The organism is Sorangium sp. So ce1335, assembly GCF_051521615.1.
In the GTDB taxonomy this organism is placed as follows: Bacteria; Myxococcota_A; Polyangia; order Polyangiales; family Polyangiaceae; genus Sorangium.
In genome coordinates this window covers 10,965,303-10,991,229 of record NZ_CP150363.1, presented here as the reverse complement: position 1 = coordinate 10,991,229, position 25,927 = coordinate 10,965,303, and the positions used below count along the sequence as shown (strand labels likewise).

The following is a 25,927-nucleotide window of genomic DNA, read 5'->3' as shown; positions in this document are numbered from 1 at the left end:
ATTCCGCTCGCGCCCGCCGCCTGATTTCTATACGACTACGGGCATGGACTCCCGCGCTCCCATCTTCGGGTTCAACGACGCGCGCGATGAGATCGTGCGCACCGTGGTCGACCGGGTCGTCGCCGCCGCCCGCGATCCGCTGCTCGCCATGAACGAGGCGGCGTACCAGGAGGCGAAGCGGCTCGAGGGCTCCCGGAAGCCGCAGGACGTCCGCGAGCTCGCCGAGTGGCAGCGGCTCGCCCGCTCGCTCGGCCGCATGCACGACGCCGAGCGCCGCCGCCGCCTGCGGGAGCTCTCGGAGGAGTACGCGTGGGACATCGCCGGGAACTTCGACCGGCGCGTCTACCAGCTCTCGTCGCGGCTCCTGCCGCCCGTCGTGAGCGCGCTGCTCGCGCCGCGGAAGCTCATGACCGTGGTCCGCGACCCGCGCAAGCTCGTCAGCCTCGAGCTGCTCGCCGACCGGGTGCTCGTGCAGGGGCCGCTGCCGAAGCTCCGGTCGCTCGTTCAGCGCGGCACGGCCGTCTACGTGCCGACGCACCTGTCGAACCTGGACTCCATCGTGTTCGGCTACGCCCTCGAGCGCGCCGGCCTGCCGCCCGCCACCTACGGCGCCGGGAAGAACCTCTTCACGAACCCGGTCCTCTCGTTCTTCATGCACAACCTCGGCGCCTACCGCGTGGATCGGCGCATCAAGCACAACCTCTACAAGGACGTGCTGAAGACGTACTCGGGCGTGCTGCTCGAGCGCGGCTACCACTCGCTGTTCTTCCCGGGGGGCACGCGGTCGCGGTCCGGCGGCGTCGAGCGCAAGCTCAAGCTCGGCCTCGTCGGCAGCGCGTTCGAGGCCTACACGCGCACGCTGCTCAGCGGCCGCGAGCGCCGCGTCTTCTTCGTCCCCGCCACGATCAATTATCTCATCACGCTCGAGGCCGAGACGCTCATCGCCGATTTCCTCTCCGAGGCCGGCAAGGGCCGCTTCATCATCGAGGACGACGAGTCGAGCCGGATCGGCCGGATCGCCTCGTTCCTCCGGAAGCTCCTTGCGATGAACGCCGCGGTGGTCATCCGCTTCTCCGAGCCGCTCGATCCGTTCGGCAACCGGGTCGACGAGCTCGGCCGGTCCTTCGATGCGCGGGGCCGCGAGGTCGATCCGGCGAGCTACGTGAAGAACCAGGACGGCGCCCCGGTCATCGACGCGGCGCGCGACGCCCAGTATGCCCGCGAGCTCGGCGAGGAGATCTGCCGGGCGTACGCGCGCGACACGGTGGTGATGGCGACGCACGTCGTCGCGGCGGCGAGCTTCGCCCGGCTCCGCGCCCACGCGCCCGCGGCGGACCTCTTCACGGTGCTGCGCCAGCGCGACGTGCTCACGGTGCCGCGCGACGATCTGGCGGCCGACGTCATGGCGCTCTGCGACCGCCTGCGCGCGCTGGAGCAGCGGGGGCTCATCGTGCTCGGCGAGGACGTCCGGCTCGGCTCGGGCGGGGACATCGTCGAGCGCGCGCTGCGCGCCTTCGCCGGCTACCACTCGTCGCCGGTGCTCGACTCGCGGCCGGAGGGCATCGCGATCTGCGACACGAACCTGCTCTTTTATTACCAGAACCGCCTCGCCGCCCACGGCGTCGCGTGGGACGTCATCGCGCCGCCCGGCGTCCCCTCGGGCCTCCAGGTGCAGCCGCCGCTGCCGCCGCTCGCGCCCTCGTCGCCGCCGCCGCCGCTCGACGACCGCGGCGCGGCCTCGTCGCGCGGCGGCGCTCCGGCCGTCGGGGGCGCGCCGGTCGTCGGGGGCGCCGCGCGCGCGGGCTCGATGAACGGCGCCGGAGGTGGCCGGTGAGCGCGCGTCCGGCGCCCTCGGTGGGGGTCATCGGCGGCGGCTTCTGGGGCGTGGCGCTGGCGCTCGCGGCGAGCCGCACCGGGGCCGAGGTGCTGCTGTTCTCGCGGCGCGAGCACCCGCAGATCAACGACGGGCCGCGGATCGTGCGCGACTATGCGGAGGTGGCCCGGGCGCGGCTGCTCGTGATCGCGGTGCCGTCGAACGCGGCGCGGACGGCGCTGCGCGCGCTCGGCGACCACATGGACGGGTCGCACCTCGTGATCCACGGCGTGCGCGGCCTGGAGGGGGAGGCGCTGAAGACCGTCTCGGACCTCGTGCGCGAGGAGACCCCGGCGCGCCGGGTGGGCGCGCTGGGCGGCCCGGTGCAGGCGGACGAGCTCACGGAGGGCCGCCCCTCGGCGATCGTGTGCGGCTCGCGGTTCCCCGAGGTGCACGCGGCGGTGGCCGCGGCGTTCCAGTCGGACGCGCTCCACGTCTACACGACGCCGGACCTGCTGGGCCTGGAGTGGGCGTCGGCGCTCGTCGGGTGCCTCGCGATCGGGGTCGGCTTCGCCGAGGAGGCGGGCGCCGGGGCGGGGCTCCTGGCGGCGCTCATCTCGAGGGCGGTCGACAGCGCGGCGCGCGTCGCCGTGGCGGCGGGCGCGGAGGATCGGACGATGCTGGGGCTCGGCGGGTACGGCGATCTGCTCGCCTCGATCCGGCTCGCGGGCCGCCCCGAGGTGATCCTCGGCAAGGCCCTCGCGCGCGGGCGGACGCTCGACGAGGCGGTTGCGGAGGCGAGGCTGCGCGTGGAGGCGATCCCGCTGATCCCGCGCGTCGTGGCGTTCGCGAAGGCGCGGAAGGTGGACGCGGGGGTGTTCGAGGCGCTCGAGACGATCCTGCAGGGCGGGGCGCCGAGGGCGGTGCTCGACCGGATGTTCACGGCGTGACAGGACGCCAGCGCGGGGCGGTCGGACCGCGCAGCCCACTGCCATCTCGACAGCGGCGTGGCGGTCGAACCGCCTCTCCGGCATCGATCTCGACAGCGGTAGGGCGGTCGAACCGCCTCTCCGGCATCGATCTCGACAGCGGTAGGGCGGTCGAACCGCCTCTCCGGCATCGATCTCGACAGCGGTAGGGCGGTCGAACCGCCTCTCCGGCATCGATCTCGACAGCGGTAGGGCGGTCGAACCGCCTCTCCGGCATCGATCTCGACAGCGGTAGGGCGGTCGCGAGGGACATGGGTCGACCCGCCGCCGACGTCAGCCGTCCTGCCTCTTCGCGCCTGCAGCTTCCGGTGCGGCGGGCGGCTCGGGGCTGTCGCAGCAGCGGAAGCCCGTGGAGTAGTCGTGGTAGGCCGGCTCGTGGGCGATCGTCGTGAAGTAGCAGCCCGGGCCGAGCTCGCTTGTCGTGCTGAAGAAGCCGCCCATGAACACGCCGTTGCCGTGCTGCCACGGCTGGTCGCGGCGCTCGACACCCTCGGTGCGCATGCGCTGCACGAGATCGTGATCGACCATGTCGCTGACCCACTCGTGCAGGTTCCCGATCATGTCGTGGACGCCGAGCTCGCTGGCGCAGCCGGCGTGATCGCCGCTCCTCGCCAGGAAGCCGGGCTTCTGGTTGAGGTCGGGGCTGTTGAAGTGACGCTCGTAGCTCCACCCGCCGGGCGGGTGGTCGCCGAAGAGCTCGCGCAGGAGGTGGGGCTTGCCCGTGTTGCACCGCCCGCGCTCGCCGCGGGGGCCGTACGGGTAGCGGTGCACGCCGTCGCCGCGGCAGGCGCGCTGCCACTCCCGCCGCGTGCACAGGCGCTTGCCCGCGGCGACGCACGCGGCCTTGGCCTCGACACGGCTGATGTACGCCTGCGGAAAGACGCCGGCCTCGTTGCGGGCGAGGTAGCTGACGCCCGGCTCCGGCCGCTGGTAGTGCGGGTGGACGCTGAGCTGCCCGCCGGCGTCGACGACCAGGTGCGCCTCGTAGCGATCGATGCAGAAGCCGCCGACGAGGACCATGTCGGCGGGGCAGGACCCGAGCTCCAGCGGGAGGCCGAGCGGCCGCGGGGGAAAGACGCCGGGCCCGGCGCTGGCGGAGCCGGTCGGCTGCGCCCCGGCAGGGGCGGCGCTCGCTGCGGCCGCGGCCGGCGGGGGCCCGGCGGCGGCGCTGCCCGGGATGGCGGCGCCGGCGTGCGCGCTGCCGGCCGGCACGGGAGCGGCGTGGGCTGAAGCAGCGGCGTGGGCCGAAGCAGCGGCGTGGGCCGAAGCCGCGGCGTGGGCCGAAGCCGCGGCGTGGGCCGAAGCCGCTGCGGGCGCTGGAGCCGAGGCCATTGCGGGCGCGATCCGCGAGACCGCCGCGGACGCCGGCGCCGCTGCCAGCGCCGCCGTGCCCTCTGCGCCGTGCGCCACGAGCGCCTCGCCAGACGCGTCCACCTTCTTCGCCGCGCTGCCGCCGCCGTCGCTCGGGCTGACGCACGCCGCGAGCCATGCAAGGGCGACGAGCAGTCCTGGATCCGCGCGTCCTGACAGGTGGTACCGAGGGAGTGAGGAGGTCTTCGACAGACGGGCCCGGAGGTGATCGCGGGGTGGCGCGGACGGCACGAGGCGCAGTGTACACGCCCCCGGCGCGCTGCTGGGCTTCATCGCGGTGCGCTCCTCCGCCTCGCCCGCCGGCGCCGCCGCGCCTCTCCCCTGGGCTCGCGCCGAGGTAAGTGAGGTCACGACGAGGCGAAGCGCCCTGTCGTGTCCGCCCCTCGCCGTCGCGCCTTCCAGGCCGAGATCGCTTTGCGTCGCATGCGGAGGAGCTCGTCCCCCGCGAACCGCGGGACATGAGCGTGCTTGTCCCTCACTTGCCGGCGATGGCGAGATGCCTATCGATCCTCGCGTGCGGCCAGCGCGTACAGCGCGCCTGGGCCTCGGATCTCGGAGTGAACGCCATGGATCCAGTGAAGAAGCGACGGGCCATGTTCTCGGGCGTCTACCTGCTCCTCGCCCTCGTCGGGTTATGGCTTTTCCAGGCCACGCTCGTGCGGCGCCTCGAGCCTCGGGTCGTGCCCTACAGCGAGTTCCTGTCGCTGCTCCAGGAAGGGCGCCTCGATGAGGTCGAGATCCGCCAGAACGAGATCGTCGCGGCGCTCAAGCCAGAAGCAGAAGGGGGAGAAGGGGAAGGGAAGGGGAAAGCGCGCTCGGTCGTGGAGACCTCCCGTCTGCCGGGCATCGACGAGACGCGCCTGTTCGAGTCGCTCGTCGACAAGAAGGTGAAGTTCTCCGGGAAGATCGAGGTCGTCTCGTTCTGGGAGCAGTTCCTGCTGAGCTGGGCGCTGCCCATCGCCCTCATCGCGGGCATCTATTACATGGGTTACCGCAAGCTCGGCCGGGGGGCCGGGCCGATGAACCTCGGCAAGAACCGCGCGAAGATCTACGACGGCAACCAGGAAGAGCGCGTGCGCTTCGAGGACGTGGCCGGGGTGGACGAGGCCGAGGCAGAGCTCGTCGAGATCGTCGATTTCCTCAAGAACCCGGACAAGTACCGCGCCCTCGGGGCGCGCATCCCGAAGGGCGTCTTGCTCGTCGGCCCGCCGGGGACGGGCAAGACGCTGCTCGCCAAGGCGATCGCGGGCGAGGCGGGCGTGCCGTTCTTCTCTCTCTCGGGGTCCGAGTTCGTGGAGATGTTCGTCGGCGTGGGCGCGGCCCGCATGCGCGATCTCTTCGTGCAGGCCAAGGAGCGCGCCCCGTGCATCATCTTCATCGATGAGCTCGACGCCATCGGCAAGTCGCGCGGCGGCGTGGCCGCGCTCGCCACGCACGACGAGCGCGAGCAGACGCTCAACCAGCTGCTCGTCGAGATGGACGGCTTCGACGCGACGGCCGGGGTCATCATCATGGCCGCGACGAACCGCCCCGAGGTCCTCGACCCGGCGCTGCTCCGGGCGGGGCGATTCGACCGGCAGGTGCTCGTCGACAGGCCCGACCTCGAGGGCCGGGAGGACATCCTCCGCGTGCACGTGCGCCGCCTGAAGCTCGCGGAGGACGTGGATCTCGGGGTCGTCGCGCAGCGCACGTCCGGGATGGTGGGCGCGGATCTGGCGAACGCCGTCAACGAGGCCGCGCTGGCGGCGGCGCGCCGGGGCTCGACGCTGGTGGAGCAGCGAGACTTCGAGGAGGCGATCGACAGGATCCAGCTCGGGCTGAAGAAGCGAGGCCGCGCGATGAACGAGGAGGAGAAGCGCCGCGTGGCGTTCCACGAGGCGGGCCATGCGCTCGTCGCGCTCTCGGTCGAGCACGCCGATCCGGTCCATCGCGTGACGATCATCCCGCGCTCGATCGGCGCGCTGGGCGCGACGCTCCAGCTCCCGACCGAGGATCGCTACCTGATGACGCGCGACGAGCTGCGCGATCGGCTCTGCGTGATGCTGGGCGGCCGGATCGCCGAGGAGCTCTGCTGCAATGACATCTCGACGGGCGCCCAGAACGACCTGGAGCGCGTGACGGAGACGGCGCGGCAGATGGTGTGCCGCTTCGGGATGAGCGACGTGCTCGGGCCGCTCACGTTCGGCCGCCCGGTCGGCGCGCGGTTCCTGGACACCCCGGTGAGCCTCGGGGAGGAGCGCAACTTCAGCGAGGAGACCGCGCGCGCGATCGACGCCGAGGTGCGCGCGGCCGTGACGGCGGCGTACGAGCGGGGCCGCGCCCTGCTGAAGGAGCGGCTGCCGGTGCTGCACCGCATCGCGGAGCGGCTGCTCGAGCGGGAGACGCTCGAGAGGGCGGAGCTGGAGGCGATCGCGCGGGCGCAGGGCGCGCCGGCGCGGGACGGCGCACCCGCGCGGCGCGGCACGCTGGAGGAGGGGAGGGCGCCGGCGCCGTAGCCTCGCATCGACGCGGGCGGCCCGGCGGGTGCTCCCGGGCTGACGGGCTGCGCGCGTCGCTCTACGATGGCGCGCATGAAGATGCGTGCGTTGCCACGATGCCTCGGGGGACTGGGGATCGTGGCGGTATCCGGTTGCGGTCTGGTGCTCGGCCTGGACGACTTCAAGGACGCCGCGCCCGCCGAGGGAGCGACGCCGGCCGGAGCGGGAGGAGCAGGCGGAGGAACGACCTGCGAGCCGGAGAGCGTGGCCGCGTGCTACTCCGGGCCTTCCGAGACGAAGGATGTCGGCATCTGCAGGGCCGGGACGCAGGCGTGCAAGCAGGACGGCTCCGGGTACGAGGCGTGCTTGGGTGAGGTGACGCCGGCGGTAGAGACGTGCGCGAGCACGGAGGACGAAGACTGCGACGGGAAGGATTGCGTCAAGTGGGCAAGGCTCATCGGCGGCGCGGAGGACGAGACGATCAATGGCGCCGCGGTGGACTCCGCAGGCAACATCTATATTGCTGGCAACTTTCAGGGGGCGATCCCGCTCGGCGAGGATGTGCTCATCGCCTCCGGAGAGCGCGACGCGTTCCTGGTCAAGCTCTCCGCATCGGGTGAATACATCTGGGGTCGGCAGCTCGGGGACGTGGACAACGAGACGTTGTTCTCCGTTGCAGTCAACCCCCAGGGCGAGGTCGCCGTCGTGAGCGTGGAGATCGAGGATGGCCTGAGCTCAATGAACATGATGCTGCAGAAATACGATCCGGATGGCGCGTTGCTGTGGAGGAAGCCGCTGGGTGGAGGGATGTGCGGGTTCGTGCCGAGCACCACGTCGGGGATGGTATTTCTCCCGGATGGCGACCTGTTGCTCGCGGGAAGCTACTGCGGGACAATTAGGTTCGATGACGATCATGTCATAATCAACGATACTGAAGGCAGTGATGTGTTTGTTGTGAGATTGAGTTCTTCTGACGGCTCTTTTGATGATGAAAGTGGTTGGGGCCGCGTGTTGGGTGGCGACGGTACGCAGAGCGTCATCGGTCTCGTCGTCGATCCTGCTGGCAACATCATCGTTGCAGGTCTCTTTTATGAACAGCTAGTTTCAGGTGACCGTTCGTACACGCCCGTCGGTGGCTCGGACTCCTACGTGGTGAAGCTGTCGAACCGTGGCCTCGTGAGCTGGACGAGGATCCTCGGAGGCCCCGAGCACGATACCCTCCGATCCATCGCCGTCGATCGGCTTGGTGGCCCTGTGGTCTTGATCGGTTTTCGCGGGACGGTTGATTTTGGCGGCGGAGAATTCGTGGCGAATGAACTGTCGGCCGCCTTGTTGAAGTACACGACGTCGGACGTCTACGAGTGGGGTCAAGTCTTCGACCCGAACCTGAGCCTCCGTGAGCTCTTCGTCGAACCCACAGGTGACATGTTGATGATGGGTGCCTTGACCGAAAGCGTCGAGCTGGGCGGCGAGGTGCTTCGGGCAAAGTCAGAGCAGGACGTGCTGCTCTTGAAGATAGGGCCTAATCGTGAGCCCCTCTGGGCAAGGACCTTTGGCGTGGTCGGGGAGGACGGTATCAGCGTGAGCGCGAGCGCGCTCGGGGGCTCTGGAGATCTCCTGGTCACCGGCGTCGCTTCCGGTAAAATCGATTTCGGCACCGGAGCCATGACGCCACAGGACGGAGGGGACCTGTTCGTTGCGAGTCTCAGCCCGTGAGGCCAAGGTGCGCCGGTCAGGCACGGCCATCGCCAGCAGTGCTGGCGGTTCGCTCGTGCGCCGCCGGCGCGGCTCAGCTCACTGGTTACATGGATCCGCGACAGCCTCGCACGTCTCCTCGCAGCTCGTGCAGGCGCACTCGTACGCAGCACGGTAGAGCGTCTCTACCCGCTCGCCGTTCTCCGGGTCGTTCGAGGCCTCCGTGTCACAGCGCCTGAAGCACTCGCGCGCGATCGACGCCGAGGTGCGCGCGGCCGTGACGGCGGCGTACGAGCGGGGCCGCGCCCTGCTGAAGGAGCGGCTGCCGGTGCTGCACCGCATCGCGGAGCGGCTGCTCGAGCGAGAGACCCTCGAGAGGGCGGAGCTGGAGGCGATCGCGCGGGCGCAGGGCGCGCCGGCGCGGGACGGCGCGCCCGCGCGGCGCGGCGCGCTGGAGGAGGGGAGGGCGCCGGCGCCGTAGCCTCGCCTCGACGCGGCCTGGGGGATGCTCCACGGGCTGACGGGCTGCGCGCGTCGCTCTACGATGGCGCGAAGGACACGGCGTAAGGTGTCTGCGCCCGGAGGCTCTACATCCCCGGTTGATTGCAGGGATCTACAACGGCACCACAGCTCTCGCTGCAATCCGTGCAGGCGCAATCATAAACGGCTTCAGCCATCGCCGCTGCGCCAGGGTGCCTCTCATTGCAGGCGCTGAAGCACTCCGGCTGCGGATCGTTCTGCATGCATCCTTGTGCGCAGAGAAGCCAGATCAGGCACACGGGGTCGTCCGCACAGTCGTTCATGCAGGCATTTTGTCCCGCGCAGCTCAGGCACTCCAGGCCGCTGCCTCCCCCTTCCGTCCCCTCGCACTCGCTCAGACAGCCGGCGAGCTCCGGATCCACAACACCCCTCGAAATCGACTCGATCTGCTCGCACGACGCGTCGAGCATGCACTGCGCGCTGCACTCCGCGGCCGGGTCTGCGCAGTCGAAGGCGAAACTGCTGCACAGGGGAACCATGCATTCCTCGGCCTTGTCGCAGGCCTGATCGCACACGGTGTCGCTGCCGGTACCGCCACCGTCCCCGCCAGCCCCGCTCGACGTCGTGGCCGCCGTCGCGGTCGAGGTCGTGCTCGCCGACGTCGTGGTCGAGGCCGACGTCGTGCTGCTCGTCGTCCCCGCGCCGCCGTCTCCCCCGCTCCCCCCGCCGCCGCCGGGGCTCTCCGTCGTCTCGCCCGAGCAGGCCGCGAGCGCCGCGCCCGCGGCCACGCAGAACACGAACACCAGAGAAGAAGTACTCCCGCGCATCTCCGCTCTCCTTGGGCACGCCGCGCCCGTTCTGCCTCATTACGTCAACGCCGCGCGATCGTTCGCCTGCTTCACTCCCCCCGCAAGACTTTTCCTCACACCCGCACGCCCCGGCGCCTGCGTTCCCACCACCCTCAGGCCCGTTGGCATCGCGCCCCGGCTCGGCTACCCACCCCGCCCATGCCCGGGCTGCCCCCTGCCGCGCTCCTCTTCGATATGGATGGCCTCCTCGTCGACTCCGAGCCGCTCTGGCTCGAGGTCGTGCAGGCCTTCTGCCGCGCGCGCGGCTTCACCTGGACCAGGGAGCACCACGCCGCCTGCGTCGGCGGGGGCCTGCGCGCCACCCTCTCCGCCACGGGCGAGCGCTTCGGGTTCGCCGTCGAGCACGAGCGCGACGTCGCCGCCGTCGTCGACGCCTTCATCGGCGCCGTCGGCGGGCTCGCGCTGAAGCCCGGCGCCGCCGAGCTTCTCTCCGCGGCCGCGCGCGCGGGGCTGCCCACGGCGCTCGCCTCGTCCTCGCCGCACCGGCTGATCGACGCCGTGCTCGCGCGCTTCTCCCTCAGGCAGCGCTTCCAGGCCGTCGTCTCCGGCGACGACGTCGCCCACCCGAAGCCGGCCCCGGACATCTTCCTCCGCGCCGCGGCCGCGCTCGGCGTCCCCCCGGCCCGCTGCGCCGTGCTCGAGGACTCGCTCGCGGGCGTCACGGCCGCGCGCGCCGCCGGCATGATCGTCGTGGCCGTGCCCGAGGGCCCCTGGGAAGACCGCGGCTTCGAGGCCCTCGCCGACGTCTGCCTCCCCAGCCTCGAGCACGCCCACCGCTGGCTCGGCATCGCCCCTGGGGCGACCGCCGCCGGCGAGCCCTGACCGACGCCGCCGCCGCGGGCCCGCCGCGTCCGCTCAGCCTGTCCCGCCGCGTCCGCTCAGCCAGGCCCGCCGCGTCCGCTCAGCCTGTCCCGCCGCGTCCGCTCAGCCAGGCCCGCCGCGCCCCCCTCGGCCAGGCCTGCCTCTCCCTCAGCCCGGCCCCGGCGACAGCGCCCCGACCTCGGCGCCGCTGCGCTTGTTGCCGAGCAGGTCCCGCGCCGGCATCTCGCGCGGGTCGCCCTGCCCGAGCAGCATCTTCGACGTCCGCTTCGGCCTGAAATCCGGGCGGTTCGGGTTGAGCTTCCACCAGCTCCCCTCGAGGACCACCCACGGCTCCTCGCCCGCGCGCACCACCTCCGCCGCGAGCCGCGCGCGCGTGATCCCGGTGATCGCCCGCGTCTCCGGCAGCGCCGCCGCGAGCCGCTTCAGGCCGTCGGGCATCCCGCCGTAGCTCACCTGGGTCAGCACGTTGTGCCCCGCGTCGAACCGGTAGATCCCCGTGCTCAGCACCTCGATCGACGACGCCGCGTCGTTCACGAAGATGTTGTTCCGCAGCCGGCACCCCCAGCTCCCGTTGCCGCACTGGAGCGCGGCCCGGCCGCTCGTGTTCATGATCACCGTGTTGTTGCGGATGAGGTTGTTGCGGCACCCCCAGAGCGGCAGCGCGTCGGGGCCGCTCACCTGCTCCGGGGAGCGCGGGCCCGGCTCCACATAGGCCCGGTCGAAGGGGTTCGCGTTGTCCCACTGCGCGATTCCGTGGGCGAAGTTGCCGTAAACGAGGTTGTTCTGGATCACCGAGTCCGATAGCCCGGCGAGGTTGATCGCCCCGCCGCCGATGCGCCCGTTGCCGTTCATCACGTTCTGCTCGATGATGAAGTTGACGCCCCGGCCGTCCGGAAACCCGTGCTCGCCGAACCTGTCCGTCGCGAGCTTCATCAGCCCCGCGGCCCAGGCGCGGGTCGGCTGCATGGACGGGTAGCCCCGGAAGGACGGGTGTTTCATCACCTCCTCGAGAGACGCCTCCGGATCGAGGTTCGCCTGGAAACCGCCCGCGTTGTTGCCGAAGAACACGTTGCGACGAACCACGTAGTTGTCCGAGCCGTCGGACACGTAAGCACCGTGCTCGCGCCCGGAGAGCGCGAACAGGTTGTCCTGCAGGAGGACGGTGTGGCTGTCGGTCGAGTGGAACCCCCACACCCGATGGTGGTGGGAGAAGGTGCCGACGATGGCGATGTGGTGCGCGAGCCTGCCGGTCTCGCCGAACGCGCCGTCGACCATGATGCCCGCGCGCGGCGAGCCCGCGGCCTGCTTGCCCGGCTCGCTGCTCCCGGCGAGGTTGAAGCCCTCGATCACCACGTGGTGCGCCGTCTTCAGGTAGATCATCCAGTTCGGGTCGCCGGGGCACGCCCGGTTGATCACGACCTCGCCCGGGCTCCCCATCGCCTTAAAGTGGATGTACTTCTCCTGGCCGGCGCTCGGCTTGTCGCCGATCGAGAACCCCGCGTAGGTCCCCGGCAGCACCGCGACGAGGTCGCCGCCGCGGGCCGCGTCCGCCGCGTCCTGGAGCGTCGCGAACGCGCGCGTGACCGGCAGGTCCTGCGGCGCTGCCGCGGCGTCGCGCGCGTTCAGATCGCGCGGGGCGACGCGGATCGTGGCGGGGGCCGGCGCGCCCACGACGAGGACGCGCTCGTACCGCTGCTGCAGCTTGAACGTCTGGCTCACCCACGCGTCGGAGTCCTGCGTCTTGACGAACGGCTCGACGGCCGCCGGCGCCGGCGGCTCCGGCGTCGTGTGCGGCCCGGCCGGGGCGGGCGCCTTTTTCTGCGGCGCCGACGGCTGGGCCGTCTCGTCGGGCGGCGGCCCCGCGACCTGGATCGTGGGGCCGCAGGCGGCCGCGGCGAGCGCGGCGAGCGCGCAGGCGATGCGCACGCGATCACGGGCCCGCTGGATGACGTTCCTCGATCCTCTCATCTCGACGCTCCGGGGAAGGCCGCCCGCCGCGGCGCGGGCTCGTGCGGCGCTACGGCCTGTTTACCTCGAAGCGCGCGCCTCAGCCAGACGGGCTCGACGCGCTGCGAGCCCGCTCACCCGGGGCCGTGAGCCACCGCGCGTCGCGCCGCGCGCCACCGTGCGCCTCGCGCCGCGGACCGACGCGCGCTGCAAGCCGCGAGCGCCGCGCGGGGGGGCTACACCGCCGTCCAGCGGCGCCCTTCATGAGCCCGGTGCGTGGTCGTCGGTCGGCCGTTGGTGGCCCAGGTGGCCGTTCGCTGGTCGTTGGTGGCCGTTGGTGGCCCAGGTGGCCGTTCGCTGGTCGTTGGTGGCCGTTCGCTTCCTTCGCTGCCGTTCCTTTGATACGAAGAGCGCATGAAAGCGCTCCCCTCGCTCGTGAGTGTCGCTCTTGCAGGCGCCACCCTCCTCACGCTCGCGCCCGAAGCGCAGGCGAACATCAAGAATCCGAACGACCACCCCGACTACGTGGCCGAGCTCGAGCCGCACGGGAACTTCGTCTTCTTGCACCGCGACTACGGCCTGCGGCGGTACAGGGGCAGGTACGCCGGCGTCGGGGACCCGGAGCTCGGGCTCGGCTTCCGGGCGACGATCGAGCTCGCCGACCCGGCGTTCATCCCGCGGCTCAACAACACCGTCGGCATCTCGTTCGGCCTGGATATCACCAACTGCACGTACTGCTACCGCGACTACACCATCTGGAGCCCGGTCACGATGCAGTGGAACTTCTTCTTCAACGATCAGTGGAGCGCGTTCGCCGATATCGGCGGTGTCCTGCGGACCGACGGGTTCTACGAAGAGGTGTACCTCGACTTCGTCACCATGGTCGGCGGCCGGTACCACTTCAACGACGACATCTCGCTGACGATGCGGATCGGCTATCCGTTCTTCAGCTTCGGCGTTTCGTTCTTCACCGGCTGATCGCCACCCCGCCCGCGCGCTGGCCGGACTGAGCCGCCCAGCGCGCTGCCCTGCTGTCCCGTCACCCCGCTGCCAGCGCCCGGGGGGGGGAGCGCCGGCCTCCGCCGTGGGCGGCGAGCGCGATCTCGCCGGGGCGGGCGTACGGGGCGGACATCGGGCGCGTGCGGAGGAGGCCCGCCCTGGTTAGACTAGCCGGAGATGGTCGGCTGGTATCTCGTAGGCATCCTCGGTCTCGCCCTTCTCATGGTGGTCCACGAGGGAGGGCACTACTTCGCCGCGCGCGCTTACGGCATGCGCGTCCTGAAGTTCTCGATCGGCTTCGGTCCCACCTTCTTCAAGGTCGTCCCGAAGGACGGGTACTTCTGGTTCACGACCGCCGCGGACAAGATCCGCGTGCGGCTCTGGCGTCACGACCCGGTGAAGCACGGCCCCACCGTGTTCCAGGTCGCGATGATCCCGTTCCTCGCGTACGTCCAGATCGCGGGGATGAACCCGCTCGAGGAGGTCGATCCCGAGGACAAGGGCAGCTACGCCAACGCGAGCCTGGTGGGCCGGATCGCCGCGATCTTCGCCGGTCCGCTCGCGAACTACCTGTTCGCGTCGGTGCTCTTCTTCGCGAGCCTGATGGTGGGCGGCAAGCCCTACCGGCTGACGGACATCGGCGTGGTGGCCGGGATGCCCGCCGCGGCGGCCAACCTGAAGGACGGCGACCGCATCGTCGAGATCGACGGCACCCCGGTCCAGGACTGGGAGAAGATGGCGGAGATCATCTCCAAGAGCCCCGGCCGTCCGCTCGACATCGTGGTCGAGCGCGCGGGCGAGCGCGTCGAGGCCAAGGTCACGCCCGCGAACGAGAACGGCACGGGCAAGATCGGCGTGATGGCCATCGGCGCTGTGCAGTCGGCGCCGGTGACCGTGAAGGAGGCCGCGGTGCTCGCCGTGACGAAGCCGCCGAAGGTCGTGCAGAGCCTCGTCGTCGGGCTCGGCCAGTACCTGACGGGCAAGGTCGACGGGGAGCTCGGGGGCCCGAAGCGGATGATCGAGGAGACCGCGCACGCGGCCAAGCGCGGCTGGGCTGACGGGCTCGAGTTCCTCGGATTGCTCTCGGCGTACCTCGGCGCCTTCAACCTGATCCCGTTCCCGGCCCTGGACGGCGGCCGCCTGATGTTCCTGTTCTACGAGGCCGCCACGCGGCGCCGGCCGAACGCCCGCATCGAGGCGCACATCCACCTGGTCGGCGTGGTCATGCTGCTCGGGCTCATGCTCTACGTCACGGCGAACGATTTCGGCCTCGGCTCGAAGTAACGCTCCCGACGTGGCATCGAGGCGGCCCGCGCGGGTTCCGGCGTCGTCGAAGCGCCGCGCCCGCGCGGCGTCGCGGCGCCTCGCCCGCGCGGCGGCGTGCCTCTCGCTCGTCGCGCTGGCCGGCTCGCCTGCCTCCGCGCTGGCCGCGCCGCCGGGCCCGGGCGGGTGGCCCGACGACGAGGAAGAGGCCGTCTTCGACGTCCCCGCCCCGCCGACGCTCCCCGGGCTCACGCGGCGCGATCCGACCTTCACCTTCGAGTACACCGCGGCCGCGATCGAGCCCGAGTCGACGAGCCGGGCGGGCGGCAGGACGGCCTTCGCCTGGTACTCGCACGGCGAGATGGAGATGCCGCTCGTCCCGCGGAAATGGTTCGTCGGCGCGGTTCACGACAGCGCCGCCGCGAGCGTCCCTGGGGTGGCGCGGTCGATCGTGCTCGGGAGCCCCGAGATCTACGGCCGGGGCGTCTGGTCGAGCGTGCGCGGGCTCTCCTCGGGCGGCGGCTTCGGCGTCGTGATGCCGGTCCCGCGCGACGTCTCGCCCGATCAGGCCGAGGTGCTTCGGACCGCGCGCGTCGTGCGGCCGTGGGACGAGACGCGCTTCCGGGATCTCACGCTCACGTTCCGGCCCTGGTTCGACATGCGGCACATCACGGGGCCGTTCATCTTCCAGCTCCGGCAGGGCATCGACTGGTCGCTCGTCGTGCGCGGCCTCCGGTCCGGAGAGCGGCGCACCGACATCCGGGCGCACACCGCCTTCTACTTCGGCTACCGGCTCGCGAGGCCGGTCGGGATCGGGCTCGAGCTGTGGGAGGTCTACCAGCTCACCGAGGGCCTGCCGGACGACAGGCGCGCGACGTTCGCGATCTCCCCGAGCGTCCGCTTCATCCTGGCGAACGTGCAGCCCGCGCTGAGCGTGCTGCTGCCGATCGCGACCCCGCTGCGCGGCGACGTGGCCTCGTACTACGCCGCGCGGCTCAGCGTCGGGTTCGCCTTCCCGACCGACGATCCTCCGGCGCGCCCGTGAGCGGCGAGCGCGCCGCCGCGCGCCGGCGCCCCCGGCGGGCGCGGCGGCGCGCCGGCGGGGAAGCCGGCGTGGAGCCCGGCACGGAGCCCGGCGTCGAAGGTGCGGGGGGCTCGTTCGAGTGCGTGCATCCAGCGCGGCTGCTGGGTACCCTGGGCGCGTGGTCAAAGCGGCATGGCTCCGGCGCGGTCTGGTTCTCGCGGCGCTTCTCGGGTCGACCGGCTGCTCGACCCAGCTGGTGAGCCTGAACGAGGGCCCCCGCGAGTACGTGGCGACGGACTACGAGAACGTGCTGCGCACCTGGACGCGCACCGAGCACCTGTTCGCGCTCTCGGAGCTCGACAACTTTCTCACGGCGACCGCCACGTTCGAGTCGTGGGATTTCCGCTGGGCCTACGTGGCCCGCTACGCGCAGGACTACCGGCTCACGATCGAGCAGCGGCAGAAGCTCCTCGAGAAGACGCTCGAGGAGACGCGCCAGCACCACCAGTTCTTCGTCGCGATCTTCGGGGGCGAGCGCAAGTACAACGACCTCTCGACGCCGAACAGCGCGTGGATCGTCCGGCTGATCGACGACACCGGCAACGAGACGGCGCCCGAGGAGATCATCGCGATCACGAAGCCGAACGCGCTCGAGCGGACCTACTTCCCGTACAACACGGTGTGGCGGCAGGCGTTCCGCATCCGCTTCCCGCGCGCGACCGCGGAGGGGAAGCTGACGATCTCGCCCGCCGCGAAGTGGTTCGGGCTCCGCTTCGCCGGAGCGCAGGGCAACAGCGAGCTCGTCTGGCAGCTCACCGAGGACGAGGAGCCCGCCGAGCCGGTCGAGCTGGAGCAGGAGGCCGCCCGGCCGCTGCGCTCGCTGGCGGGCCGCTGATCGCCCCGGGGGCCCGGGGCGACGCGCGGCGCCGAGGAGCGGCGGGGCGAGGCTCGCTCCCTCCGGGGGCTCAGCCGCGCTGAGCGCCGAGCGAGACGGACTGCGCGAGGATGGAGAGCAGCTCCGGCGTGCTCTCGAACAGCTCGCGCAGCACGGGGTGGTCGGCGATGAGCACGAGCGCGCCGTCCGCGGCCGCGCGGGCGATCGACGGCGCCGGCTGGCCTCCGAGCAGCTCGGAGGCGAACAGGAGCTCGCCGGGCCGCGCGGCGCCGGTGGTCTCGTGCGAGCGCTCGTCGACGAGCTCCAGCGCGCCGGCGCCGATGATCACGAGCCCGGGCATGGGATTGCCGGCGTGCACGAGCGCCTCGCCGGGCACGAGCGCGCGCAGGCGAAGCCGGCCCAGGACGCGGCGGAGCAGCGTCTCCTCGAGCTCCCCGAGCGGGCCCATCGTGGCGCCGGCGAGCGACTGGAGCCGATCTGCGACGGTGCGCAGCTCATCGACGACCCACGGGCAGGAGCGGAGCGCGTCGTCGATGGTCGCCTGGTCCCAGATCGCGACCCGCGCGCCGCCCGCGCCGGCGACGACGCGCAGCGGGATCCCGTCCCCGAGCGTGCCGCGCGACGGGACGAGCGTCCGGATGACGGCGCGCTCGGCGGGGACATCGACGATGCTCGCGCACACGGCGGCGCTCCCGCTCAGCACCAGCGCCGCCCCCTGGACGGCGAGCTCCTCGTCGGGCGCGAGGTCGCCGACCTGCGCTGCGATCGCGAGCTCGTCGTGCATCTCCTCGGGCAGGTCGGCGAACGCCTCGATCTGCTCGATGTCGCGGCCGGTGAGGGCGGCGGCCGGCGCGGCGCCGGCGGCGTCGGGCTGCGGAAGATCCGGGGCGATCTCCGGGTCGAGGTCGATCGCGGCGATCGCTCCGTCCGGCGGCGGCGCCTCGGAGGGCAGGTCGAGCACCATCGCCGTGAGGTCCACGACGTCGCCTCCGTCCGGTCCGGGCGGCTCCACCGCGCGCCCCTCGGGCGGCACCGCGGCGGCCCCGGAGAGGGCGTCACCCGCCGCCGGCGCGGGGGCCGAGCTCGGGTGCGGCGGCAGCGGCTCGGCCGTGGGGGCCTGCGCCACGGGAGCCTGGGGCGTGGGCGTCTCGTCGAGCGCGATATCCGCCTCGTCGAGCACCTCGTCCGCCTCGGGCTCGGCGACCGCCTCACCGGGCCTGCGCGGGCCCTGCGCAGGAGCTGCCGCGCCGTAGGAGGCGGGCTTGCCCTGGACAGGGGCGGCCGTCGTCAGCAGGTCGCCTTCCTGCACCGCTGCGCGGGGTGCCGGCGCGGAGTCGTCCCGCACCGACGGCGGCTGCGCCTCGAGATCGTGGTCGGAGAGCTCGATGACGACGGTGCCCTCGGGCGTCGACGTCGGACCCGATGTTTCAGCGGCCGCCGGGGGCTCGTTGCGGGTCGAGGGAGCGACGGCGCCCTTCGGTGGAATGCTGCCTGCAGCGGCGCCGAGGTGTCCGGGCGGCTCGCTTCCGGTGGGGATCGCCGGTTGGGGGCGTGCCGCCGCGGGCGGGGGCGCGGGCGGCCGCGCGGAGATCGGCTTTCGCTTGAGCGTCAGGTCGAGCGGCGCAGCCGAGGTGATGACCTCGTCTTCGTCGCCCTCCTGCGGCGTCGAGGGAGGCCGTCGAGCCACGAGGTACGTATCGCCGCTCGGTGTGATCGTCTCCTGGGGCGGCCGAGGTGGCGCGGCGGTCTCGGCGTCGTCGGCCCAGGGATCGAGGATCGGCTCGCGCGGCTTCCGCCTCGCGACGGCGGTTCCCGGAGCGGGCGCGGTCGGGGCGGGGCGGGCCGGGGCGGGGGACGGGACCTGAGCCTCCACGACGATCTCGCCGATCTCGTCCTCTTCCGCGCGCTCGGCGCGCACCGGAGGGCTCGGGATCTGCGGCGGCGCTGACGGGGACGGCGTGGCCGAGGGCAGCGGCGCGGCGGGAGGCGGTGACGACGGCGCGACGGGCGCGGCAGGGGGCGGCGGCGCCGGTGTTGCGGGCGGCGCGGCGGGAGCCGGCGCGGGAGGCGGAGGCGGCGCGGCGGAGCTTGCGACGGCCGGCGGCGCGGGCGGCGGAGGCGGCGCGGCGGAGCTTGCGACGGCCGGCGGCGCGGGCGGCGGCGGCGGCGCGGGCGGCGGCGGCGGCGCGGGCGGCGGCGGCGCGGCGGGAGCTGCCACGGCCGGCGGCGCGCTGGGAGCCACCACGGGCGGCGGAGGCGGCGGCGCGCTGGGAGCCATCACGGGCGGCGGCGGCGGCGGCGCGGCGGGAGCTGCCACGGCCGGCGGCGCGCTGGGAGCCACCGCGGGCGGCGGAGGCGTAACGTGCGCCGACACATGAGGCGGCGGCGCAGCGGGCAGCGGAGGAAGCGGCGTGATGGCGGGCGGTGACGCAGCGGGCGGCGACGCAGCGGGGGGCGGAGGAGGTGGCGCGACGGACGCCGGCCTTGCAACGGGCCCGGGCGGTGGCGCGAGGGGCGGCGGAGGCGGCGGAGCGACGGACGCCGGGGATGCAGCGGGCGCGGCCGGCGGTGGCGCGAGGGGTGGTGGAGGAGGCGGCGCGGAGTGCGCGAGCGCGGAGTGCGCGAGCGGCGGCGCCGCGGAGGCCGACGGAGCGAGGGGAGACGAGGCCGGCGGGGCGACGGACGCCGACGAGGCCATCGGCGGCGCAGCAAGCGGCGGCGCAGGAGGCGCCGCAGGCGGTCGCGATGCGGAGGCCAGCGTGGGAGGTGGAGGCGGCGCCGGAAGCGCCTGCGGGTGCGGCGGCGCGACGGGCGGCGGCACAGCGGGGGCCAGCACCGAGGGCGGCGGTAGCGCGACGGGCGGCGGGAGCACGTGCGGATGCGCCGGTGCGGGCGGCGGAAGCGCCTGCGCGGGCGGCGGAAGCGCTTGCGCGGGCGGCGGAAGCGCTTGCGCGGGCGGCGGAAGCGCCTGCGCGGGCGGCGGCGCCACCGGCGGCGGAGGTGCAGCGTATGCGAGCGTCGGCGGTGGCAGCGATCCCGGTGTGGGCAGCGCCTGCGGGTGCGGCGGCGCGACGGGCGGCGGCGCAGCGGAGACCGGCGCGGCGGCGGGAGGCGGCGGCTGCGGGCGCGATGGCGCGAAGGACGGCGGCTGCGTCGCCTGGGAATAGGGCGGCGGCTGCGGGCGCGGCGGCGCGAAGGAGGGCGGCTGACCCGGTGCCGGCGGAGGCCCGAAGGACGGCGGATGCGGTGGACCCGGCGGAATCCCGAAGGACGGCGGATGGGACGGCGCCGGCGGAGGCCCGAAGGATGGCGGCGGAGGCCCGAAGGACGGCGCTGGCGGCGCGGACGTGGGCGAGCGGCGAGGCGGCTCCGACGGCGACCGCGGCGATACAGCGCGCGGAGCGGGCGGCGGCGGCGCGCTCTGCGGCCTCGCCTGCGTCGTGAGCCACGGCGGGTCCGCGGTGACCTGCGGCCTGTACGACGATGTTCCCGGCAGCGGAGGCGGCGGCGGGATTGCGCCTGCAGCCTGCGTGGTGGCGAGCGGAGACGCCGTGGGCGGCTGGCTCTGATAGAGCGCGCCCCCCTGGAGGTTCATCGCCCCCGGAGGTGGCGCAGACGGCGCCACCGGCGCCGGCGGCTGCGTATCATGGGGAGGCTCGACCCGCTGCGGGTACATGGCGGGCGGCGGCTGCGAGCGCGGCGCGGCAGCCTGTGCTGCCGGCGCGAAGGGCGGCGGCTGCGAGCGCGGCGCGGCAGCCTGCGCTGCCGGCGCGAAGGGCGGCGGCTGCGAGCGCGGCGCGGCAGCCTGCGCCGCCGGCGCGAAGGGCGGCGGCTGCTGGACGGGCGGCGCTGCCGGCGCGAAGGGCGGCGGCTGCTGGACGGGCGGCGCTGCCGGCGCGAAGGGCGGCGGCTGCTGGACGGGCGGCGCTGCCGGCGCGAAGGGCGGCGGCTGCTGGACGGGCGGCGCTGCCGGCGCGAAGGGCGGCGGCTGCTGGACGGGCGGCGCTGCCGGCGCGAAGGGCGGCGGCTGCTGGACGGGCGGCGCGGCCTGTGCGGAGGGGACGCCCGGAGCCTGCTGCGTCCGTCGCGGCGGGGGCGGCGGCGCGGCGCTGCCTTGCGCGGCGCCGGGAATCGCGGCGCCGGGAATCGCGGCGGCATACGGCGCGATGGGCCGTGGCGCAGGCGCAGGTCCGTCGTCGGCGGCCGGATGGATCACCGGCGACGGCCGTGACAGCGGCGGCGGCAGGCGCTCCGCCTCGGCGGCCAGCTCCGGCTCCGAGAGCGGCTCGAACATGTCGATCTCGATCGAGGGCATCGAGGCGCGCAGCTCCTCGGTGAGCGAGCGGCGACGGCGCCAGGTCTGCTCGTCGGAGGGCGGCCCTTCGTCGGTGTCGTCGGACGTCAGGGTCAGCTCGTCGTCCTCGTCGATCGTCTCCAGGAGGTCCGGATCGCTCGGCTGACCGACCTCCGAGGCCATCACCTCCTCGAGCGCCGTCGCGCACAGCCCGAGCTCCGAGGCGCGGAACGGCTGCCCCGCGGCCCCGGCCGCCTCGGCCGCGCGCCGCAGCCACACGATGGCGTCGCGCCGCTCGCCGCGCGCCCACAGCGCGCTGGCCGTGGAGATCCCCCACACGACATCTTCATCGTCATTCGGGTGCGGTTCGGGGAGGGCGACCACGCGGTTCGCCATGAGCAACACCACCTATCACAGGCCCCACAGCGGCCGTTGACCCCATCGTACCTGGCGAGCCGACGTCCCGGTTCGAGCGTCGCGCGAGCCCCACGGCGCGGGAGAAGCCGCGCCACCAAGAGCTTAGCCGCGCTGGATACGGCACGTACAAATTACGATACGGAGGCCGGCTTCCGGCCGTCGCGCCGCGGCTTCGGCGCCGCCGGCGCCCGGCGTCGGCGCATCGGGAGGGAGGCCCCAGACAGCGGGGCGATCGGCGCGTGCCCGCCGCGGAGCGCCCGCCAGCGCGCCGGCAGGGCTGCTCTCCTGGGCGCCGCGTGTCGCGCCGTCTGCCCGGCGCCGTCCGCTCAGGTGGACCGCCGACCGCCCACGCGCCGCGGCCGGCAGCCCAGGACTGCCGCGCGGCGGCACATCTCGTCGACCCCGTCTCGCGACGCCGCCTCGCCGGGCATGCGCCTCGCGAGCCAGCCGATGAGCGTCAGCCCCGCTGCACGGGCGTCCGCGGGCATCGTTCCTTCGTTCAGGAGGCTCGCGATCTGAGCGATCAGACGCGTGCGCGTTTCCTCGGGCGCCATCCTGCGTGCTCCATGAAGCATTCGAACGGGAAAGTCAAAACAACCGCCATGCTAGCGCGCTGCCCCGGCGGCGGGGAACGCCGGGGCTGTGCTCTCCTCAACATCCGTCTCGGTCTGCTCGCCCGGGCCTCCCGAGTGCCAGCTTGCGCTGAGGATCGGCGTCAAGAAAAATCGCACAACGATCAGATCGGCGCGATGAGCACCTCGCGATCCTTCGCGCCGTTGGCCGGCCCGACGAGCCCGCGCTTCTCCATCGCCTCGACCAGCTTGGCGGCGCGGTTGTAGCCGACGCCGAGCTTGCGCTGGAGCCACGACGTCGAGCAGCGCCGGGTATCGGCCACGATCCGCACCGCGGCGTCGTACATGGGATCGGTCTCCGCGTCGGACGTGTCGGGCTCCTCGCCCTCCTCGTCGCGGGGCCGGAGGATCGCCTCGTCGTAGACGGGCTCCCCCTGGAGCCGGAGGAAGTCGGTGATCTTCTGGACCTCCTCCTCGGAGCAGAACGGGCACTGGACGCGGCGCGTCTCGTTCGAGCCGTTCATCTTGATCAGCATGTCGCCGCGACCGAGCAGGTGCTCGGCGCCCTGCTCGTCGAGGATCGTGCGGCTGTCGACCTTCTGCGCGACCCGGAAGGCGATGCGCGTCGGGAAGTTCGCCTTGATCATGCCGGTGATCACGTCGACGCTCGGCCGCTGCGTCGCGAGGATCACGTGCATGCCGGCGGCGCGCGCCTTCTGCGCGAGGCGGGCCACGCTCGCCTCCACGTCCTTGCCCTGCTGCATCATCAGGTCGGCGAACTCGTCGACGACGATCACGATGAAGGGGATCTTCTCCGGCAGCGCCGCGTCGGACCCGTCCTTCGCCGCGTCGACCTCCACCTCGAGCCCATCGGCGCCGATCGCGCTCACCTTGGCGGGCGGCTTCGGCGGGCGCGCCTCGCCGCGCTGCACGCGCTCGACCCAGGCGTTGTAGGTCGTGATGTTCTTCGTCCCCGCGTTCGCGAAGAGCTGGTACCGGCGCTCCATCTCGTCGACGGCCCACTTCAGCGCGTTCGCCGCCTGCTTCATGTCGGTCACGACCGGCAGGAGCAGGTGCGGGATGCGGTCGAAGGGCGCGAGCTCGACGACCTTGGGGTCGATCATCAGGAGCCTGAGCTCCTCCGGCGTCTTGCGGAAGAGCAGGCTCACCAGCATCACGTTGAGCCCGACGCTCTTGCCCGCGCCGGTCGCGCCCGCGACGATCACGTGCGGCATCGACGCGAGGTCGGCGAAGTACGGCGTGCCGATGATGTCGCGGCCCAGCACGCACGGCAGCGGCGCCTTCATCTCGACGAAGCGGCGGTCCTCGACGAGCTCGCGCAGGTTGACGGGCAGGCGGTGCTCGTTCGGGATCTCGAAGCCGATCCGGTTCTTGCCGGGGATGGGGGCGACGATGCGGACCTTGCGCGAGAGGCCGAGCGCGAGATCGTCCGCGAGGCCCGCCACCTTGGAGACCTTGGTGCCGGCGGCGGGGGAGACCTCGAACGTCGTCACGGTCGGCCCGGGGTGGATCTCCTCCACCTTGCCGCTGACGCCGTAGTCGGCGAGCGTCTTCTCGAGGAGCTGCGCGGTCGCCTTGAGCTGATCCGCGTCGAGCTGGAGGCGTCCGCCCGCCGCCGCGTCGAGCATGTCGGTCGACGGCAGGCGGAAGCCCTCCCCGGTGGCCGGGACGACCTTGACGACCGCGGGCTTCTCGCTGACGAGCGCGCGGCTCGTGTCGACGATCGTCGGCGCGCGCGGCGCGGGGGCCTGGGGCCGCTCGGGGCCGCCCGCGGGGGGCGGCTCGCGGTGGGGCGCCCGGGCGTCCGGCTCGCGCGGCTCGCGAGCGGGCAGGTCGCGGGGCTCGCGAGCGGGCAGGTCGCGGGGCTCGCGAGCGGGCAGGTCGCGGTGGGCCCCCCTGGCGTCCGGCTCCCGCGCCGGCAGCTCGCGTACCGGCAGGATGGGCGACGGCGTCGGCACGTCGAGCACATCCGGCTCCGTGAACGCGGCCGCGCTCTCGTCGTCCGCCGACTCGATCGCCACGGCGTCGACGGCGTCGTCCTCGTCGAGCTGTACCTCCCTCTCGACGACGCGCACCTCGCCCGCGAACGGCGACTCATCGCTGTCCTCCAGGGCCGCGGCGTCGCGCGGCTCTGCCACGGTCGCGGCGCGGCGCCGCGCCGCCCGGCGCGGCTCGGCGGCGCGCTGCGCTCGTTCGCGCGGCTCGGCGGCGCGCTGCGCCCGTTCGCGTGGCTCCGCGCGGCGCGCTTCTTCGCGCTCCTCTTCCTCGGTCAGCTCGACGAACCGCTGCGCAGCCTCGCGCGGCCCGGCGCTGAGCAGCGCCACCTCGCGCGGCGCATCGCTCTGCGGTGCGTCCTCCTCCGGCTCCGGCTCGGCGCTGTGAATGACCACCTCGTGCGCCTCGCCGCCGTGGGTCACCACCTCGTGCGCCTCGCCGCCGCGGATCACCGGCTCGCGCGGCTCGGCGCTGTGAGTGACCACCTCGAGCGCCTCGCCGCCGCGGATCACCGGCTCGCGCGCCTCGCCTGCCTGCGGCGCAGCCTCGCGCGCCTCGCCTGCCTGCGGCGCAGCCTCGCGCGGCTCGCGGGCCTGCGCCTTGCGCCCGCGCCGCGGCTTCGGCGGGGCCGCCGGCTGCTCGGATGCAGCGCTGGCCGGCGCGCTCTTCCACAGGTCGAGCGCTGGCGCCTCGGCGCCGGCCGGGTCGACGGGCGTGCTCCTCGCCCCGGGATCCGAGAGCGGCTCGTCGGCGTCGTCGGCGAGGGCGGCGATGATCGCGTCGGGGCTCGAGTTGCGCGCGATGATCGGCGGCGTCTCCTGCTCCGATGCCGCCGCCCGCCGCTCCAGGTCGCGCGCCGCGGCCCACGCCCCGAAGAGCGCGCGCGCCCAGCCGGCGATGCGCGCCGCGATCGCGACCGCGAGCTGCTCGGCCCGGTGCGCCAGCTCGATGAACGAGAACGTCGCGCGCCCCATCAGGATGAGCGCCACGACGGTGAGCCCGATGATGTACGACCCGATGTTCGAGAAGAGCGCGCGCAGCACCTCCCCGAACAGCTCCCCCACGGCCCCGCCGAGCGGCATCGCCCCGAACGCGACCGCCCGCGGGAACGCGACGTGCGCGAGCGCCGCGAGCACCACGACCACCACGATGTCGCCGCTCAGCCGGAACAGGCTCGCGATCGAGCGCTTCGCCCCGAGCAGCGGCATCGCGAGCAGCGCCAGCTCGAGCGGGACGAACCACGCGATCACCCCGACCGCCTCGACCGACGCGCCCGCGAGCGCCGCACCCACGGGCCCCACCCAGTCGTCGCCAGAGAGCTCCGGGCGCAGCGGATCCGCGCGGAAGGAAGCGAGCGCCAGCGCGCTGTAGAGCGCGGACACCAGCAGGACCAGCGCCGTCGCATCCCGGGCATAGCTGTGCCCCGGCGGCGTGGCAGGACCGGCGACCCCCGCCGGGCTGGTCCGTGCGGCGCTGCGCGCTCCGGACCGCATGGGCTCGCCAGTGCCGGCGGCGGGCTGGGCACGGCGAGGAGCGAACAAGGGGACGTTCATGCCTACCTGAACCTACTTTGCTCACATATGCGCACTCCGCCCCGGGGGCAAGAAGTCTGGCAGGCCTGGTAAGAATGGGGCAAGGGCGGAATCGGGGCGAGATCAGGACGAATCAGGGCGGAATCAGGACGGAACAGCGCGGAACAGCGCGGAACAGCGCAGGGGACAGCCGCGTGCTTTCGCTCACTTTTGCGCTCCTGGGCGCGCTCGGGTGCTGCCGGGCTCCCCGCCGGTGCGGACTCGGCAGGGCGTAACGCGGCCGGACGGGCACGACGACAGCGCGACGGCGCAGCGCAGCGCGGACCCGCGGCGGGAAGGCGGACCCGCGCAGCGCAGCGCGGACCCGCGCGGGAAGGCGGGACCCGCGCGGGAAAGGCAAGAACGATGAGATCGCCGACGGCGCGCTGGAGTTCTGGCCCGATCTCGCGGAA

20 protein-coding genes are annotated in these 25,927 nt (G+C 73.3%); 14 read left to right on the top strand and 6 right to left on the bottom strand.

Features of this window, described 5'->3' with window-relative positions:
* The first annotated feature begins 43 nt into the window (after positions 1–43).
* Positions 44–1,834, top strand: a complete 1,791-nt coding sequence (locus WMF24_RS41170) for a 1-acyl-sn-glycerol-3-phosphate acyltransferase (protein WP_437732926.1) — start codon at positions 44–46, stop codon at positions 1,832–1,834.
* Positions 1,831–2,763: an NAD(P)-binding domain-containing protein gene (locus WMF24_RS41165; RefSeq protein ID WP_437732925.1), complete on the top strand. Its 933-nt coding sequence runs from the start codon at positions 1,831–1,833 to the stop codon at positions 2,761–2,763. Before WMF24_RS41170 ends, WMF24_RS41165 begins: the two co-directional genes overlap by 4 nt.
* 312 nt (positions 2,764–3,075) lie before the next feature.
* Here the strand turns inward: WMF24_RS41165 and WMF24_RS41160 are convergent, their stop codons facing one another.
* The gene (locus WMF24_RS41160) at positions 3,076–4,014 is read right to left on the bottom strand and encodes an SUMF1/EgtB/PvdO family nonheme iron enzyme (protein WP_437732924.1); all 939 of its coding nucleotides are present in this window, start codon (positions 4,012–4,014) and stop codon (positions 3,076–3,078) included.
* Between the two features lie 725 nt (positions 4,015–4,739).
* Between WMF24_RS41160 and ftsH the strand changes: the two genes are divergently transcribed.
* The 3 genes from ftsH to WMF24_RS41145 all read left to right on the top strand — a co-directional run bounded on the left by ftsH (position 4,740) and on the right by WMF24_RS41145 (position 8,826).
* Positions 4,740–6,668, top strand: a complete 1,929-nt coding sequence (gene ftsH, locus WMF24_RS41155; protein ID WP_437732923.1) for an ATP-dependent zinc metalloprotease FtsH — start codon at positions 4,740–4,742, stop codon at positions 6,666–6,668.
* 75 nt (positions 6,669–6,743) lie between these two features.
* Entirely contained in the window at positions 6,744–8,366 is a 1,623-nt protein-coding gene (locus WMF24_RS41150; protein WP_437732922.1) for an SBBP repeat-containing protein, read from the top strand.
* Positions 8,367–8,568: 202 nt separating this feature from the next.
* Positions 8,569–8,826 carry a hypothetical protein gene (locus WMF24_RS41145; protein WP_437732921.1) on the top strand — a complete coding sequence of 86 codons (258 nt, stop codon included), beginning with the start codon at positions 8,569–8,571 and terminating at the stop codon, positions 8,824–8,826.
* A gap of 106 nt (positions 8,827–8,932) precedes the next feature.
* On the opposite strand, the gene WMF24_RS41140 is transcribed toward WMF24_RS41145, so the two are convergent.
* A complete protein-coding gene (locus tag WMF24_RS41140; RefSeq protein ID WP_437732920.1) occupies positions 8,933–9,652 on the bottom strand; it encodes a hypothetical protein in 720 nt (239 codons plus the stop codon).
* A 180-nt stretch (positions 9,653–9,832) separates the two neighbouring features.
* On the opposite strand from WMF24_RS41140, the gene WMF24_RS41135 reads away from it, so the two are divergent.
* Positions 9,833–10,516: an HAD family hydrolase gene (locus WMF24_RS41135; protein ID WP_437732919.1), complete on the top strand. Its 684-nt coding sequence runs from the start codon at positions 9,833–9,835 to the stop codon at positions 10,514–10,516.
* A gap of 147 nt (positions 10,517–10,663) precedes the next feature.
* Here the strand turns inward: WMF24_RS41135 and WMF24_RS41130 are convergent, their stop codons facing one another.
* Positions 10,664–12,484 carry a right-handed parallel beta-helix repeat-containing protein gene (locus WMF24_RS41130; protein WP_437732918.1) on the bottom strand — a complete coding sequence of 607 codons (1,821 nt, stop codon included), beginning with the start codon at positions 12,482–12,484 and terminating at the stop codon, positions 10,664–10,666.
* A 393-nt stretch (positions 12,485–12,877) separates the two neighbouring features.
* Here WMF24_RS41130 and WMF24_RS41125 point away from each other — a divergent pair, with 393 nt between their 5' ends.
* From WMF24_RS41125 to WMF24_RS41110, 4 genes are all read left to right on the top strand, one after another.
* Entirely contained in the window at positions 12,878–13,441 is a 564-nt protein-coding gene (locus tag WMF24_RS41125) for a hypothetical protein (RefSeq protein WP_437732917.1), read from the top strand.
* Positions 13,442–13,639: 198 nt separating this feature from the next.
* On the top strand, positions 13,640–14,746 hold the full coding sequence (locus tag WMF24_RS41120) for a M50 family metallopeptidase (RefSeq protein WP_437732916.1): 1,107 nt from the start codon (positions 13,640–13,642) through the stop codon (positions 14,744–14,746).
* A 10-nt stretch (positions 14,747–14,756) separates the two neighbouring features.
* A complete protein-coding gene (locus tag WMF24_RS41115; protein WP_437732915.1) occupies positions 14,757–15,770 on the top strand; it encodes a hypothetical protein in 1,014 nt (337 codons plus the stop codon).
* 235 nt (positions 15,771–16,005) lie between these two features.
* Positions 16,006–16,644, top strand: coding sequence for a hypothetical protein (locus WMF24_RS41110; RefSeq protein WP_437732914.1), 639 nt, complete (start codon positions 16,006–16,008; stop codon positions 16,642–16,644).
* Between the two features lie 70 nt (positions 16,645–16,714).
* Here the strand turns inward: WMF24_RS41110 and WMF24_RS41105 are convergent, their stop codons facing one another.
* A complete protein-coding gene (locus WMF24_RS41105) occupies positions 16,715–18,562 on the bottom strand; it encodes a cyclic nucleotide-binding domain-containing protein (protein WP_437732913.1) in 1,848 nt (615 codons plus the stop codon).
* 40 nt (positions 18,563–18,602) lie between these two features.
* Between WMF24_RS41105 and WMF24_RS41100 the strand changes: the two genes are divergently transcribed.
* From WMF24_RS41100 to WMF24_RS41085, 4 genes are all read left to right on the top strand, one after another.
* The gene (locus WMF24_RS41100) at positions 18,603–19,022 is read left to right on the top strand and encodes a hypothetical protein (protein ID WP_437732912.1); all 420 of its coding nucleotides are present in this window, start codon (positions 18,603–18,605) and stop codon (positions 19,020–19,022) included.
* A gap of 36 nt (positions 19,023–19,058) precedes the next feature.
* A complete protein-coding gene (locus tag WMF24_RS41095; protein ID WP_437732911.1) occupies positions 19,059–19,811 on the top strand; it encodes a hypothetical protein in 753 nt (250 codons plus the stop codon).
* Between the two features lie 180 nt (positions 19,812–19,991).
* Complete coding sequence (locus tag WMF24_RS41090) at positions 19,992–20,213, top strand: hypothetical protein (RefSeq protein WP_437732910.1); 222 nt, start codon at positions 19,992–19,994, stop codon at positions 20,211–20,213.
* Positions 20,214–20,318: 105 nt separating this feature from the next.
* The gene (locus WMF24_RS41085) at positions 20,319–21,104 is read left to right on the top strand and encodes a hypothetical protein (RefSeq protein ID WP_437732909.1); all 786 of its coding nucleotides are present in this window, start codon (positions 20,319–20,321) and stop codon (positions 21,102–21,104) included.
* Positions 21,105–21,681: 577 nt separating this feature from the next.
* Here the strand turns inward: WMF24_RS41085 and WMF24_RS41080 are convergent.
* Together WMF24_RS41080 and WMF24_RS41075 are read right to left on the bottom strand one after the other, a co-directional pair.
* Positions 21,682–21,909 (bottom strand): hypothetical protein, encoded by a 228-nt coding sequence (locus WMF24_RS41080; RefSeq protein ID WP_437732908.1) that lies wholly within the window; start codon positions 21,907–21,909, stop codon positions 21,682–21,684.
* Positions 21,910–22,091: 182 nt separating this feature from the next.
* Complete coding sequence (locus tag WMF24_RS41075) at positions 22,092–25,496, bottom strand: DNA translocase FtsK 4TM domain-containing protein (RefSeq protein ID WP_437732907.1); 3,405 nt, start codon at positions 25,494–25,496, stop codon at positions 22,092–22,094.
* Positions 25,497–25,927: the final 431 nt, after the last annotated feature.